Origin of the sequence: Saliphagus sp. GCM10025317 (assembly GCF_042663665.1) — an archaeon.
GTDB lineage: Archaea > Halobacteriota > Halobacteria > Halobacteriales > Natrialbaceae > Natronosalvus.
Genome location: NZ_JBHTAQ010000007.1, coordinates 102,780 through 117,377, shown reverse-complemented (window position 1 = coordinate 117,377; position 14,598 = coordinate 102,780). Strand labels below are relative to the sequence as shown.

General features: G+C 63.8%; 10 protein-coding genes. 3 read left to right on the top strand and 7 right to left on the bottom strand.

The annotated features are described in order from the left end of the window. Window positions 1-577: 577 nt before the first annotated feature. The 5 genes from ACFQS4_RS15130 to ACFQS4_RS15110 are packed head-to-tail and all read right to left on the bottom strand — an operon-like array spanning window position 578 to window position 7,045. A complete protein-coding gene (locus ACFQS4_RS15130; protein WP_500193980.1) occupies window positions 578-2,557 on the bottom strand; it encodes a hypothetical protein in 1,980 nt (659 codons plus the stop codon). Further along, the gene (locus ACFQS4_RS15125) at window positions 2,550-3,521 is read right to left on the bottom strand and encodes a glycosyltransferase (RefSeq protein ID WP_500193978.1); all 972 of its coding nucleotides are present in this window, start codon (window positions 3,519-3,521) and stop codon (window positions 2,550-2,552) included. The genes ACFQS4_RS15130 and ACFQS4_RS15125 overlap by 8 nt, the downstream gene beginning before the upstream one ends. A gap of 6 nt (window positions 3,522-3,527) precedes the next feature. Further along, window positions 3,528-4,595, bottom strand: a complete 1,068-nt coding sequence (locus ACFQS4_RS15120; protein ID WP_500193976.1) for a DUF354 domain-containing protein — start codon at window positions 4,593-4,595, stop codon at window positions 3,528-3,530. After that, window positions 4,596-5,639, bottom strand: a complete 1,044-nt coding sequence (locus ACFQS4_RS15115) for a glycosyltransferase family 2 protein (RefSeq protein ID WP_500193974.1) — start codon at window positions 5,637-5,639, stop codon at window positions 4,596-4,598. Then, window positions 5,639-7,045, bottom strand: a complete 1,407-nt coding sequence (locus ACFQS4_RS15110; RefSeq protein ID WP_500193972.1) for a nucleotide sugar dehydrogenase — start codon at window positions 7,043-7,045, stop codon at window positions 5,639-5,641. Before ACFQS4_RS15110 ends, ACFQS4_RS15115 begins: the two co-directional genes overlap by 1 nt. Before the next feature lie 696 nt (window positions 7,046-7,741). Here ACFQS4_RS15110 and ACFQS4_RS15105 point away from each other — a divergent pair. The 3 genes from ACFQS4_RS15105 (at window position 7,742) to ACFQS4_RS15095 (ending at window position 12,096) form a co-directional block, all read left to right on the top strand. Beyond that, window positions 7,742-8,185, top strand: a complete 444-nt coding sequence (locus tag ACFQS4_RS15105) for a helix-turn-helix transcriptional regulator (RefSeq protein WP_500193969.1) — start codon at window positions 7,742-7,744, stop codon at window positions 8,183-8,185. Window positions 8,186-9,119: 934 nt separating this feature from the next. Then, window positions 9,120-10,928, top strand: coding sequence for a glutamine--fructose-6-phosphate transaminase (isomerizing) (gene glmS, locus ACFQS4_RS15100; RefSeq protein WP_500193966.1), 1,809 nt, complete (start codon window positions 9,120-9,122; stop codon window positions 10,926-10,928). A 235-nt stretch (window positions 10,929-11,163) separates the two neighbouring features. Beyond that, window positions 11,164-12,096, top strand: coding sequence for a carboxypeptidase-like regulatory domain-containing protein (locus ACFQS4_RS15095; protein ID WP_500193963.1), 933 nt, complete (start codon window positions 11,164-11,166; stop codon window positions 12,094-12,096). 170 nt (window positions 12,097-12,266) lie between these two features. Here ACFQS4_RS15095 and ACFQS4_RS15090 read toward each other — a convergent pair whose 3' ends face one another. Next, entirely contained in the window at window positions 12,267-13,271 is a 1,005-nt protein-coding gene (locus ACFQS4_RS15090) for an AAA family ATPase (protein WP_500193961.1), read from the bottom strand. 39 nt (window positions 13,272-13,310) lie between these two features. Next, entirely contained in the window at window positions 13,311-14,420 is a 1,110-nt protein-coding gene (locus ACFQS4_RS15085; protein ID WP_500193958.1) for a DUF7282 domain-containing protein, read from the bottom strand. Window positions 14,421-14,598: the final 178 nt, after the last annotated feature.

The following is a 14,598-nucleotide window of genomic DNA, read 5'->3' as shown; positions in this document are numbered from 1 at the left end:
TTCGATCGTCCGCCCACACACGCCCGGCACGTCTTCAGTCGTCCGCTCACGCCCCTGTACCCTGCACGTCGTCGTCCGTCACAGCGAGAGGGACGACGAGTAAGATGCTCGAGAGACGCCCCACCGAAACGAACGGGTCCACCTTGCAACGACGTCCGATACGTGAGGAGGTCACACTGTTCGTCTACCAGACCGAAGATCGACACCTGTACTGGGCGAGGGAGATGGAAGCGATCAACCGCTTCACGTCTCGTGTGGCGTTCGTTGAAACCGTCCGAGAACGTCTCGTGTGGAGTTCGTCCGAATCCGTCCAAACGTTCGTGGCACGATCTGTGGACGGGTCACATCAGTTCATACCGTCGCTCACGGACTCGAGATGGATGACACGCTGGCCTGGACGGCTTTCACTCGAGCAGGGCTGCGTAGCTCTCCCATCTGGGGTGCGTACACGCACACGTAGGCGCTCACTTGATTGGGAGCAACTCGAGTGATAGTCACTCGGTCGATAGCGACTCGAGCGTTCGTGACGTCGTACTCGAGTAAAAAGTCGGCGCACGCGGACGGTGTGACCGCCCCGTCAGTTCGAAACTGGCGACGGCGTACAGAAATTGACGTCGCCGCTATCGTACACCGTCGCCTGGGTCGGACGACAGATCTGTGCGCGGTCGACCGACTTGAGTTCCGCTCGACCGTCTTCGTTGACGAAGTAGGCCACGGACTCTGTCTGGCTGGTCCGGTAGACCGTGTAGTCGTGGTCAGCGGCGCCGTCTTCGGCTAACGTCACGTACGACGAGGACGAGTAGGCGTGCGTCCGATCGAAGACCGTGAAGTACGGATGGTCGGTGTGTAGTTGCTGGTCAGGTCGAATTTCGGAACCGGCCGGGGAGCCGGTCATCTCGCCGATCGACGAGACGGCCGTGAGTTCCGACTCGTCGTAGGCCAATTGTTCGTGTTGCTGTGGGAAGACCGGATTCTCGGTGTTACTCTCGGCGGCGAAGGCCATCGCCCCGGGGTAGACCAGGACCACCAGAAGTATGGTGACCATCGCGAGGCGAGGATCGAGGTCGCGAACGAACACCCGGATCGCGATGGCTCCGAGGATCGCCATCGGCGCGTAGAGGAAGGCGAACCAGCGGGTCGGAATGAAGTTCCGAATGCCGAACATTGGCAGCCCCATCACGAAGAAGAGCATGATCGCCGACGCAAGCAACAGGGTGAAAACCGACTGCTCCGCCCGACGCCGGTGGACGACGTACAGACAGCCCGCGAACGTCAGTCCAAGCAGGATCAGGAATCCGAGCGCGTCGACGTACGGGACGACCTGATCGAGGAGCGTCGGCGCTGCGACTTCGCTGGCCGATTCCTCGCTTCCCGTTCCGCTGGCGATGTTGAGGAAGCCGGCACTCTCCTCGATCGTCTGGGTGAAGAAACTCAGAACGGTCCTCAGGAACGAATCCTCGCGATACGGCGTGAGCGACCAGACGAAGATCGTCAGCCCGAAGTTGAAGACGACCAGACCGATCAGGTTGACCGGCTTCTTCGTCCGGAACGTGTTCGTGTCGAGGCGATCGAGGCCGAATGGGCCGATCATGAAGACGATCTGGGCGATGAACGCGGTCATGAGCACCACGAGCATGATGAACGTCGACACCTGGTGGGTGAGGATGACCGCGAGGCTCAACACCAGGAGTAACATGAAGTCCCGGATCGTGTACTCGATCCGCATGACGCGAAGCAGTGCATAGAGGACGCCGAGGAAGAACACGAGCCCCATGCTGGTCGGGATCAGGTGCATCCCCCACTGGGCGACGTAACTCGCCATGGCGAACAGGCCGGCTGCGAGTACCGACCAGCGCGGCGAGATCAGCAGGTTCGCCGTCGCGTAGACGAGCAGGATCGAGAGCGGCATCACCACGCCGACGGTCAGGTACAGTGCTGCCCGCAGCGGAACGTCGAAGACGAGTGCGCTCGACGCCACGAGCAGGTGATACAGCGGTGAGCCGTAGTGTTTGTTGTCGGAAATGGCGCTCAGTGACCGCTCCTCGAAGATCGCATTGGCCAGCTCCATGTGCGTCCAGATGTCGATGCCGATGAACCCCGGCGTGGCGTACAGTGCCGTAAACCGGAAGACGAACGCGAAGAGGACGATCTGGAGCAAGACGAGTCCCGTATTGAACGTCTCGTCCTCGGAGAAGACGATCTGGGCGATCAACAGCGTGCCAACGAGACCCGACAACACGAAGAAGACGAGCGTCCGCTCGCCCTGTACGAACGACAGCGCGACGAGCGCGGACAGGCCGAACAAGACGAGCGTCGGCAGCGTCATCAGGGCCGGTCTCGACAGCGTCGGCATCGCCGGATTGTTGGTCTCGGCGTACAGCGACAGCAGGTACAGCCCGCAGGCGAGCCCGAGGACGATCGGCACGGTTTCGATGTAGATCTGGGACGCCAGGAATCGGAGTGGAAGCATCGCCAGCGCCAGCACGAGTCCGACGATCGCGGCGACGGTATCGAGGCGCAGTGGCCGGATTCCTGACAGGAACGATGAGTTACGCATTCTCCGTCACCTCGAGACCGCTACCCTGGCCCGTGGGTCGGGACCGCCGTCCGAGGACGTCGCGGTAGCACTCGAGCAGTCGGTCGCCCATGGCGTCCAGGCTCAGTCCGTCGACGACGTCACGGCCGTTCGACCGCCGGTCGCCGGCGAGGACGGTCTCGAGGCCCGCGGCGAGGTCGGCTTCGTCGTCGCTGACGACGCAATTGTCGACCTCGCCGATCGTATCGCGGACGAAGCCGACGTCAGTCGAGACGACCGGCACGTTGCAGGCGGCGGCCTCCTTGACGACCATCGGGCCGGCCTCGCGCTTCGAGGTCACGAGGAGGACGTCGCTGGCGTTCATGTAGTAGGGCATCTCTTCGTAGGGGACGCCGTCGACCGTTCGCAACTCGAGGTCGGCGCCGGCGCGCTCGACGATGCGTTCGGCCCGTGGATAGTCCTTCTCATCCCTGTTTGGATCGTACGGAAAGAGTGCGATGCGTTCGTCGGGATCCCAGCCCACGCGCTCGCGGGCGTCCGCGCGTGGGACGGGACTGAATTGCTCGGTGTCGACGCCGAACGGGATCTCGACGTGGTCGGTGTCGAGTTCGCGCGACATCGCAGGGCTTGGAACGATCGTGGCGTCCGCAAAGCGGGCGCCGTAGCGGCTGATCGACTCGAGCCAGCGCATGTCGCTCATCAGGTCAGTTCCCCACAGGCTCATCACCACCGGACGCGTCGGCTGGGCGAGCGCGAACGGCGCGACGAGACCGTAGTGGCCGTGGATCAGATCGTACTCGCCCGACCAGACGTGCGAGAGTACCTTCGGATAAAACCGCAGGTAGTCGACGGGCGTCCGCGGCGAATCGGCAGTGTATTCGCCGGGAACGCCGATGACGGTGCACTCGACGCCACGTTCCTCGAGGACGGAAATCTGCTGTTCGAAGAACGAACGCGTAGAGGTGATGAGGTGTAGTACGTGCATATCGTGTCAGTTAGCGTTCGCGGCGAGTGTCGGCCGCTCGGGGCCGGTCCCGGAGACGGTTTCGACCTCCCTGACGATGACGTCGGTCACGTCGATCCGATCGGCGAGCAGCCGTTCGCGTCGACGGCCCCACTTCTCGGCGTCGTCTTCCTCGATCACCGAAATCGCCTTCTCGAGCGAGCGAGCGTGGCGATCCGAGCCGTTGAAGTTGAACACGAGGCCGTACTCCTCCTCGAGTTCGGTCGTGTACCCGAGCGACAGCGAGTTGACGTACACTGCCGGCGTACCGAGCACCGCGGCCTCGGCGGCCATCGTCGCGCCCTCGCCGACGAAACAGTCGGCGTACGCGAGCAGGTCGTGCATCCGGTCGGGCGACGTCGTGAGCCGGTTCGATTCGAGTTCCTCGGGGAGGGGGACCTCCGACGTGAGCACGACCTCGGCGCCGGCGTCCTCGAGTCGCTCGACGGCCTCGACCGGGTCGTCGAAGCCGCCCTGTCCCATGTCGTGTGAGGAGTCCCAGCTGCTCAGGCGCATCACGACGAGCGTGTCGTCGGGCTCCAGCCCGGCTTCCTCGAGGATCCCGGGATCGGGTTCGAACCGGTCGGGGTGGAGGTACGCGAGTTCGTGATACCCCGGGTACTCGACCTTCTTCGAACCGATGTCGCCGTCGTAACACTCCGGCGTGCAGACGACGTCGGCGAACGGGTACGCGAGCGCCTTGATGATCGTCGCGTGTTCAGTGTCGTAGAAGACGACGCTCCTTGCACCGACGAGTTTCGCGACGTGAGCGGCAGCGACGCCACCGATCGCGGTGATAACGTCGGGCTTGATGCGACGCGCTCGCGCCAGCAGTTTCGCCTCGTAGGTCGCCTGGACCGCCGCCAGCGAGAGCAGCGAGTTCGACTCGCCGGCCAGGATCTCGTGGTCGATGTCGTAGGACTCGAGTAAGTCCGTCACGACCTCGTTCTCACGCGCGAAGACGTGGACGCTGTGGCCGTTGGACTCGAGTTCGGCGATCGCGTGCTTGAAGAAGTGGACGTGTCCGGGGTGCTGGATCGTCACGATGACGCGCATCTAACGACGCACCCCCTTCTCCTCGTTCTCACCGGCGTCGATCACCATCGCAACCAGGAAGACGACCGCGCTCGCGACGAACGCGAGCCCGGTCGTGAACAGTTCGCGAAGCGACGTCTCGCCCTCGAGGGCGTTCGAACTGGTGCCGACGGCGAACGCGACGGCCCCGACCAGCGACGCGACGCCGATCAGGTACCCGAGCACGGTCGGATCGCTACGATTGCCGGCGAGGCGCACTCGCATTCGCTGGAGGAAGCCACGCAGCAGCGTCACCGACGTGATCGGGATGAATCGCTTGTAGTCGATGGTGCTCTCCTCGTCGGCGTACTTCGCCGGCATCGAGACGTCGGCGACGCGCATCCCCGCAATGTTGAGCCTGACGAGTAAGTCGTTGGTGTACTCGTGATCGTCCGGCAGCGACTCGATGTCGACCGCCGACAGCGCCTCGTTGGTGATCGCCGTGTACCCGTTCTGTGGGTCCTGGAGGCTCCAGTACCCGCTGGCGACCTTCGTCAACTGCGTCAAGACCCAGTTGCCGAACAGGCGAAACGGCGGCATCTCCCGTCGACTCTCCCGGTCGGCGAGTCGGTTGCCCTTCGCGTAGTCGGCTTCGCCCTCGACGATCGGATCGAGCAGTTTCGGGAGCTGGTCGGGATCCATCTGGCCGTCCGCGTCCATCGTGACGACGACGTCCATTCCGTCGTCGCGTGCGCGGACGTATCCGGTCCTGAGTGCCCCACCGGCGCCCTGATTTTCCTCGTGGCGGATCGCGACGATCTCCGTCCCCCCGATCGCCCCGCCGTCAGAGAGCAGGGCGTGGGGTTCGAGTCGCTCGTCGGTAGCGGGATCGACGCGCCGCTCGTCGGCCGACTCTCTCGAGCGAGCCGCGTACTCCTGGATGATCTGCCAGGTGTCGTCGGTCGAGCGGTCGTCGACGGCGTAGATTCGGTCGACGAAATCGGGCATCGTCTCGAGGACGCCGCCGACGTGCGTTTCCTCGTTGTACGCTGGCACGATGACGCCGATGGTGTGTCCGCGGTACATTATACCCTCCGGTAGACGAAGCCAGCGTCAGCGACGGCGTTCTCGTCGAGTGCCGCCGTCACGTCGACCAGTGCCGGTTTCTCGTTGAGTTCGGCGGCGGCGTGCTCGAGGTCCATCTCGATGAACTCCTCGTGCGGTGTACCGAGGAGGATCGCGTCGAAGTCGGTGAAGTCGAGTTCGGTCTGGACGTCGATCCCGAACTCGTCGTGGATGGCGTCGGCGTCCGCGAACGGATCGTATCCTTCGATGCCGATGTCGTACTCCTTGAGTTTCTCGACGACGTTCGCGATCTTCGAACTCCGAATGTCGCCTACGCCGGCCTTGTACGAGAGGCCCAGAACCAGAACGCGGCTCTCACAGAGGGTCTTCTGACACTCGTTGAGCGCCTTGATCGTCAGGTCGGCGACGTGCTGGGGTACCTGCTCGTTGACCGCACGACCCGTCTGGATGAGTTCCGGCGTGAATCCCGCCTGCTCGGACTGGTAGGCCAGGAAGTACGGGTCGACCGGGATGCAGTGTCCGCCGACGAGCCCCGGCCGGTAGTCGTGGAAGTTCCACTTCGTCCCGGCGGCCTCGAGGACCGCTCGGGTGTCGACGTCGAGTCGCTCGAAGGCCATCGATAGCTCGTTGACGAAGGCGATGTTGAGGTCCCGCTGGGTGTTCTCGACGACCTTGCTCGCCTCGGCGACCTCGATCGAAGGGGCCCGGTGGACGCCGGCGTCGACGACCGACTCGTAGAGGGCGGCGACGTCCTCGAGTACCTGCTCTGTCTGCCCGCTGACGACCTTCACGACGTCCGCGAGGCCGTGTTCCTCGTCTCCCGGGGTCGCTCGTTCGGGCGAGTAGCCGACGAAGAAGTCCTCGCCGGCGGTCATCCCGGAGGTCTCCTCGAGCGCGGGAATCATGACCTCGCGGGTCGCACCCGGGTAGACGGTCGACTCGAGGATCACTGTCGCCCCCGCAGTCATCTTCGAGCCGACGGTGCTCGCGGCGGCCTCGACGAAGTCGAAGTCCGGACGGTTGTCGCAGTCGACCGGCGTCGGAACCGCGATGATGACGTAGTCGGCGTCGGCGATCTGGCTGGCCTCGGTCGTGTAGGAAACCCCGCTTTCCGCGACGGCCTCGTCGGTGAGGTCACCGGTCGTGTCGACGCCGTTCTGGAGGGTTTCGACCTTCGACTCGTCGACGTCGAAGCCGACGACGTCGAAGTTGGCCTCCGCGAATCGGACGGCGAGTGGCAGTCCAACGTAGCCCAGCCCGACGACGCAGATTGTCGCCTCACGTGCGCGTTCGATCGCTGGCTCCTCGAGCGTTCCCTCCTGGCCCCGCTGGGAGTAGTCCGTGACGACGGGCACGTTCGATCGATTCTCGCTTCGCGATTCCGTATTGCTGAGTGGTGGATTCATAGGTACATCACCGTCTTCTTCGTGTGCCGGCCGACCGGGTCCGACCGATCGGAAGGTCGTTCATGTGGCGATCCCGGGAGCGGGACGCGCTATTTCTCCTTTCCAGCCTCCCTCCGTTTACTATACCGCTGATAAAACTGTTGCAGCGGCGGAGACGGTCGTTCTCAGGGCCGGTACCGGCCACTCGACGGCGCATTAGCCGAAATCGGGGCGAAAAAGCAGCTCGAGGGCTTAGCCTGCCGTTAAGCGGGCCTGTAGCGCTTTATAATGAAAAGGGTGTCTCGTATTAGTGGACGTACGGTCGTCCCCGATCGTCGTTTCGATCGGTCGGCTCGGCCGTGCGTGATCATCCGATCACCGATACCGAAACCGATCACCTACCAGCTCCGAAGGACCGAAGATATGACGGCACCCACCTCTCAGATCGATGTTGCCCCGTCCGGGGTCGTGCGTTCCCGGGCTGACACTGGGGAGTCGGCCGATTCGACTCCACAGCCAGCGCCTGCGAACGTGCGGTCGACAGACGACAGCGCCACCGACCGTGGTTCAACCGCACGCTCCGAGTCGGTGTGTGCGTCTCGTCCCGACGTCGTCAGTCGTCCATCGCCGTCCCGTGAGTGCGACCACCGCACGCACGGAATTGGGCTGTCGGCGGGGGTGGCGACTATCGGTAACGGGGCACCCGCGGTCGCGTTCGTGAACTGGTTCACGAACCGGCCTGCATCGGACTGGGACATGGTTCTGGTGACCGTGCTCTCGTTGCTCGTCGGTGGTCTCGTCGGTATTCGTCTCGCGTACGTCCTGTCCGCTCGAGAGATTAGCGTCACCCTGGGGGGTTCACTCTCGGACCCGGCGGGCGACGAACCGACGGACGACCAGCACAGCACCGGGCACGAGTTCCACCACGCCGTCTCGGCTTCCACTCCTTCGTTGCTCCTGAGCGACGAGGGAGAAGTGATCAAACTGCTCATGCAGAACGACGGAACGCTCCGTCAACACCAGATCGCGTCGGAAACGGGATGGTCGAAGTCGAAGGTCAGTCGCATTCTCTCGGATATGCACGACGAGGGAGTGATAGAGAAGATTTCGATCGGTCGCGAGAATCACATCACGCTGGTTCCGGAGGCACAACAAGAATAACAGACAGCGCGTCTGTGCGGCGTATCGGTCGCCGTTTTGTCGATCGCAATCGCACCACCACACCACCACCGCAATCGCACTCACCACCAATACACACCACGACTGAGTGCTCCGGTCCAGCGTTTTCTCGGTACGCGTCGAACGAATCGCCGGAGCGATCGCCGGTATCGGATTCCGTTCTTTCGATGTTTCGTCCTGACTCCGTCCAATACTGGCGCGGCTCACCGTGATCACCGGATAACACTCCGGCGCTCCTGGGCCCGTCTGTAGGCGTCGCTCGAACGACGAAACGGCTCGCTGTATCCTCACGAGAGGGCTCGAGCAAACGCTGACTCCACTGCCCCGTCCGTGGACACGTGCCGACGACCTCGAGAACGCGCTCGAGACCCGGCTGGGCTCGACGAACGCGTCCATCAGTGCCACCGACCAGGCCACGAGACGGAAAGAATCATCCGGTGTGTCGACACGATCGGTGTGCTGCTCTCGATACCTCGGCGATGTAATGATTGTTCGAAGGAATATCGGCTGTCAGCCACCCGTCTGACGACTCGTCGGGGAGCCGAACCCCGTACGAGATCAGCGGTCTGAGTGGCTCTACCCCATTGATACCGGCACCACTGATCGGTAGAACGTACGTTCGTATCCTGTGAAACGGTTTTAACAGGGAACTATGAGGGGCCAGGATGCGTCTTACCTGAGGTATAGTAATACCGTCATTCCGTCTGGTGAACGAGTAGATGCCCACCCGCCAGCTGGCGGAGGATCACGGGTACCACACATCCATGACACGAACTAGCCGCCATCTACGCACCGCTGTCTCGACGAGCACGACCACCGAAACCGACGCAGTGGTCCGGTCGACCGCTGGTCGGTCGTCTCGTTCGTCCGTCACGGCACCGCCGACCGGCGAGTCGGCTCCAGAGGTGAGCGGCTAATGTGTGGGATCATCGCGCGAGTCGGTCGCGACGACGCGACCGAGACGCTGCTCTCGTCGCTCGAGAACCTCGAGTACCGCGGCTACGACTCCGCTGGAATCGCCGTCCAGAACGGCTCCGGCGTGAAGGTCCACAAGTGCTCGGGAGAGGTCGCCGACCTCAAGTCCCGTCTCCAGACGAAACCGAGCGGGAACATCGGAATCGGGCACACCCGATGGAGTACCCACGGGCCGCCGACGGACGCGAACGCCCACCCCCACACAGACACCGCGGGTGACGTCGCCGTCGTTCACAACGGTGTCATCGAGAACTACGACGAACTCAGAGACGAGCTCCAGGCGAAGGGCCACGTCTTCAGGAGCGACACCGACACCGAGGTCATCCCGCACCTGATCGACGAGTACCGGGCCGAGACCCCCGACACGGAGACGGCCGTTCGCCGCGCCGTCTCGACGCTCGAGGGAAGCTACGCGATCGCCGCCATCGTCGATGGGGAAGAAGCCGTGTACGCCGCCCGGAAGGGATCCCCGCTCGTCCTCGGACTCGACGCCGACGAGTGGTACCTCGCGAGCGACGTCCCCGCGTTCCTCGATCACACCGACGAGGTAATCTACCTCGAGGACGGCGACGTCGTCGTACTCGAGCCCGACAGCTACCGGATCACCGACCTCGAGGGAACGCCCGTCGAGCGGTCGGTCGATACCGTCGAGTGGGACCCCGAAGACGCCGGCAAGGGCGAGTACGACCACTACATGCTCAAGGAGATCTACAACCAGCCGACCTCGCTCGCCAACACCATCGAGGGGCGAGTCGACGACGGCGAAGTTGTCCTGGAAGACCTCCCCGCAGGGACGTTTGCCGAGGTGGAGTACGTCCAGTTCGTCGCCTGCGGAACCTCCTACCACGCGGCGATGTACGGCACCCAACAGCTCCGCGAGGCCGGGATCCGAACGGAGGTCGTCCGCGCGAGTGAGTACGACTCGACCGCGGGGCCGGTCTGTGAGCGAACCCTGACGGTCGCCGTCACCCAGAGCGGCGAGACGGCCGACACGCTCGAGGCGCTCCGCAGTGCCGACGAACAGGGGGCGCGAACGCTCGCCGTCACCAACGTCGTCGGCTCGACGGCGGCGCGAACCGCCGACGACGCGCTGTACATCCGGGCAGGGCCGGAAGTCGGCGTCGCCGCGACGAAGACGTTCTCCTCGCAGGCGGTCACGCTGACCCTGCTCAGTCAACGACTCGCCGCCGACGTACCCTCCGCTACGCCCCGGAACGACCAGGCCGAACTCCTCGGGGACCTCGAGCGGCTTCCGGGCCAGGTCGAGACGCTCCTCGAGTCGACCGACGCGAAGCGACTGGCGGCGGCGTACGTCGACAGCCCGTCGTACTTCTTCATCGGGAACGACCTGGGTCACCCGGTGTCGCTCGAGGGAGCCCTGAAGTTCAAGGAGATTACCTACGAACACGCGGAAGGGTTCGCCTCGGGCGAACTCAAGCACGGACCGCTCGCGCTCGTGACCGACGAGACGCCGATCTTCGCCACCTGTACGGGGGCGAACGACGAGAAGACCAAGACGAACGCGATCGAGGCCCAGAGTCGTGGCGCACCAATTATCGCCGTCGGCCCCGAGGAGAACCCGCTGACCGACGTCGCCGACGCCCAGGTCGAGATTCCGGAGACTCACCCCGTCTGGGCGGGTCTGCTGGCGACGGTACAGCTCCAATTGGTGTCGTACCACGCGGCGAGCCAGCTCGGTCGACCGATCGACAAGCCACGGAACCTCGCGAAGAGCGTCACGGTCGAGTAGTCCTTCTCAGCTCTTTTACCTACTCGACGTTGCACTCAGCACCATTACTAACAGTCATCGAATCCACAGCAAGGAACCGTCGACCAGTACCACTCACAGCGTTTGTACGGCTCGAGTCGCGAGCGGCTTAGTAGCCGTATAATGAAAGGCTGACGGCCGATACGGAGAGTATGGACACAGCCGTCTCGAGTTCGCACTCGAGTCACGATCGACCGACACACCAGAGGTAAGAACCATGGAAAATTACGACCAACAGACGAACGAGACGCGATCGATCCACACCGGCGTACAGCTGTTACTCGTCTTCATCGGCGTCGCCTTCCTCGTCGCCGGGCTGGTACTCGCCGCAGGCGGGTCGAGCCTCATCGGACCGGACGGTCCAGTTGGCGGGCTCGCGCCGTGGGATTCGGGTTCTTCGGGTGACGACGGCGAATTCCAGCAGCCTTCCGAGGATGGGGACTCCGACGGGGGTGACGACTCGAGCGGCGATGGTGATAGCGATGGCGGCGAGCAGACCGAAGACGGATCGGACGGTAACGAGACGGAGACTGATGGCGGTGGCGACGACAGTGGTGATGGCGGAGACGGTGATGGTGGAGACGGTGATAGTGGAGATGGCGATGGCAGTGACGGAAGCGATGACGACGGTAGTAGCGACGACGGCAGCAGCGGTGACGATGGCGGTGATGACAGCAGCGACGATGGCAGTAATGACAGCAGCGACGATGGCAGTGATGACAGCAGCGACGATGGCAGTGATGACAGCAGCGGCGATGGAAGTGACGGTGACAACGGCAGTGACAGTGACGACGGTGAAAACAACGACAGCGACGACGATGGTAGCAACGGCGACACGTCGACCCTCAGCCTCATCGTCGAAGACGAGGACGGCAACCCGATCGAAGACGCTACCGTCCAGGTCGAAGACGACGGGATGATCTTCGGATATAGCGAGGAGAAATCGACCGACGGAAACGGCGTCGCGGAGTTCGAACTCGAGGACGGCGAGTACGAGGTCACCGTGACCGCGGATGGCTACGAAGGCGCCCAGACCACGATCGAGATGTCCGGCGACGACGAGATGCTCATCGCCACGCTCCAGGAGTCAGGCGATAGCGACGGAGGCGACGACAACGAGACGACCAACGACACCCAAACCGACGGCTAACACCAGATAACCGCGGACCTGGCATCCGACCGCACTCGATCGTCTGTTTTTGTGCGGATTCGATTGCTTTCAGCGCTCGAGAGTAGGTAGTCGACACGGGAGACGGCACTCGAGGGTTGTACATCGGACCCGGAATTACCGCTGCTCATCAGCCACCGACGTCCCGGAAATCAGGCGTTCCGCCCCAGTTCCGCGAGCAAGTGGCCGACGTGAATGCGATCGCTCGCCCCTTCGGTCATCTCGAACTCGACGTCCGCCGCGAGGCGATGCATCCGCGCGAGCGCCTCGCCCTGGTAGCGCTTTCTGGCGACGGTCAGGATTTCCTCGAGGACCTCCCCACCGTCGAGTCCCTCGTCGACGAGCAACTCGTCGAGCGTCGACCGGGCGTCGGTGAACGCGCCCGCCTCGGCGTCGTCGAGCATGGACTCGACCTCGTCGCCGTAGCCGACGGTCCCGATCGTCTCGTAGGCCGTCGACATCGTGAGTTCGCCCTCGGTTTCGACGGTCGTCTGGGCCGCCAGGATCGCCCGCCGGAGGTTGCCGTCGGCGTAGCCCGCAACGAACTCGAGGCCGTCCCGGTCGTAGTCGACGTCCTCGGCCTCGACGATCCGCTCCAGGACGGTGACCGTCTCCTCGCTCGAGGGGGCGCGCATCGAGACGGGGAAACATCGCGACCGGATCGGCGGGATGAGTTTCGTCGGCTGGCGCGTGGCGAGGACGAACTGGGTCGTCCGGTGGTGCTGTTCCATGATCCGGCGCAGTGCCTGCTGGAAGTCCTTGCGAACGGCCTCGGCGTTGTCCAGGAGGACGGTCTTGTACGTTCCCGAGACGGGAGCGTAGCTCGCCGATTCCTTGAGCACGTGGTTGATCATGTCGCGTTTCGACATCGACGACCGGCCGGTCAGGAAGTGTTCGAACCGGGGGTCGTTCTTGATCTCGGTCTTCGTCCGCCCGAAGAAGTCCGCGACGTTGATGATTATCAGGTCGTTGTCCGGGTCACTGTGCGCCGCCGCCGCGAGCGCCTTCGCCGCCGCCGTCTTCCCGCTTCCGGGTGGGCCCTGCAGGATGAGGTTGATCGGCTCCTCGACGGCACGCTCGAGGTACGCGCGGGCGTCGTCCTGAGGCAACTCCTCGAGGGTCGGCGCGTACGTTTCCGTCCACAGCGGTGCGTCCATTGCCCGCGTCTAGGGACGGCCAGGGTAAGAATCGGTCGGTCAGGAGTCGTTCTCCCGGACCCGGTCGTCGTCCGACGGAAGCGCCGCCCGAATGCGATCGCCGTCGACCACGATCGGATCGGCGTTCGGGAATCCCTCTTCCTCGTCGTACTCGTCCGGCTCGCCCGAGTAGAGCACGACGAACAGAGTTTCCTCGCCCTCGGCGTCGAACTCGAGGGGGATGTTCTCGTGGGTCCCGGCCGAGAGGTTCTCGCTGATCCCGCGGACGGCCTGGGACTCGTTTTCGACGGTCAGGAACCCGTCTTCGGGGAGCGTGACGTTGACGGTCGCCGTCGACTCGTTCGCTTCGACGAGTTCGAGTTCGGGCGGCGTCTCGTACTGGATGGTGAGCGTGTCGAGTTGACCGTGGTCGGTCGTGTAGATGCCGACCGTCCGATCACCGGGCTCGAGCGACGCCGTCTCGAGTTCGAAGCTGACGGTGGTGGTTTCCTCGGCCTCGAGGGAGACGATCTTTCGCTCGAGCACCTCGCCGTCGACGCGAATTTCGACGCGCTGGCGATTCTCGACGTCCCGCGGGTTGCGGATTTCGCCCTCAACGGTAACCGTTTCGTTGGTCGTCGCCGTCGTCGGCAGCGAGAGCGATTCCACCTGGAACGAGTCGGTCGGGGTGTCGCCCTCGCTCTCGTTCAGGGTGACGCTCGCGGTGTCGCTGACAGGATAGCCGTCCTCGATGTACGGCCGGTCCTCCTCGCGGTCGCTCTCTTCGAACATGTAGGTCCCCTCGTTCGCCGTGTCCTGGTGGACCGTCGCCGTGAGCTGCCCGACGAGGTCGCCGCCGTTCTCGTCGTCCTGTTCGATCGTGACGTTCTCGTGTGGGCCGGCATCGAGGCGGTCGGAGACCGCGACCGTCTCGTCGGCGCTGTTCGTGATGACGATGAATCCTCCGTCGGAGAGCGTGACCGACTCAACCTCGACGCTCGAGCCGTTGGTCGTCTGATCGGAGAACGTGATCGACGCCTCGGGTTCCTCTTCGACGCCGAACAACGCCGGCGCCTGCCCGACGGCAAGTCCGGCGGCGAGGACGACGGCGATAGCGACCAGTAGCGCGAGCAGCAGTTTGGCCGTTCCGAGGGAGAGGTTCGAACTCATCGAAGCTTCGGGTACAGTGTCATACGAGACACACACGGTAAAATGACCGGTTCGTTCCCATCGAATTGACGGTGTAGTCGTCAAATACCAGGTCGGTCAGTGACGTCGAACCCATTACCTCGCTCTCGAGGCCGGACGCGTCGACGGTCGGATTCGGATTCGAAGCGGGTTTAGCCCC

Bases quoted from the DNA above. Each gene is read 5' to 3' on its own strand.
- ACFQS4_RS15130 (WP_500193980.1), bottom strand. From the start codon at position 2,557: ATGCGTAACTCATCGTTCCTGTCAGGAATCCGGCCACTGCGCCTCGAT.
- ACFQS4_RS15125 (WP_500193978.1), bottom strand. From the start codon at position 3,521: ATGCACGTACTACACCTCATCACCTCTACGCGTTCGTTCTTCGAACAG.
- ACFQS4_RS15120 (WP_500193976.1), bottom strand. From the start codon at position 4,595: ATGCGCGTCATCGTGACGATCCAGCACCCCGGACACGTCCACTTCTTC.
- ACFQS4_RS15115 (WP_500193974.1), bottom strand. From the start codon at position 5,639: ATGTACCGCGGACACACCATCGGCGTCATCGTGCCAGCGTACAACGAG.
- ACFQS4_RS15110 (WP_500193972.1), bottom strand. From the start codon at position 7,045: ATGAATCCACCACTCAGCAATACGGAATCGCGAAGCGAGAATCGATCG.
- glmS (WP_500193966.1), top strand. From the start codon at position 9,120: ATGTGTGGGATCATCGCGCGAGTCGGTCGCGACGACGCGACCGAGACG.
- ACFQS4_RS15095 (WP_500193963.1), top strand. From the start codon at position 11,164: ATGGAAAATTACGACCAACAGACGAACGAGACGCGATCGATCCACACC.
- ACFQS4_RS15090 (WP_500193961.1), bottom strand. From the start codon at position 13,271: ATGGACGCACCGCTGTGGACGGAAACGTACGCGCCGACCCTCGAGGAG.
- ACFQS4_RS15085 (WP_500193958.1), bottom strand. From the start codon at position 14,420: ATGAGTTCGAACCTCTCCCTCGGAACGGCCAAACTGCTGCTCGCGCTA.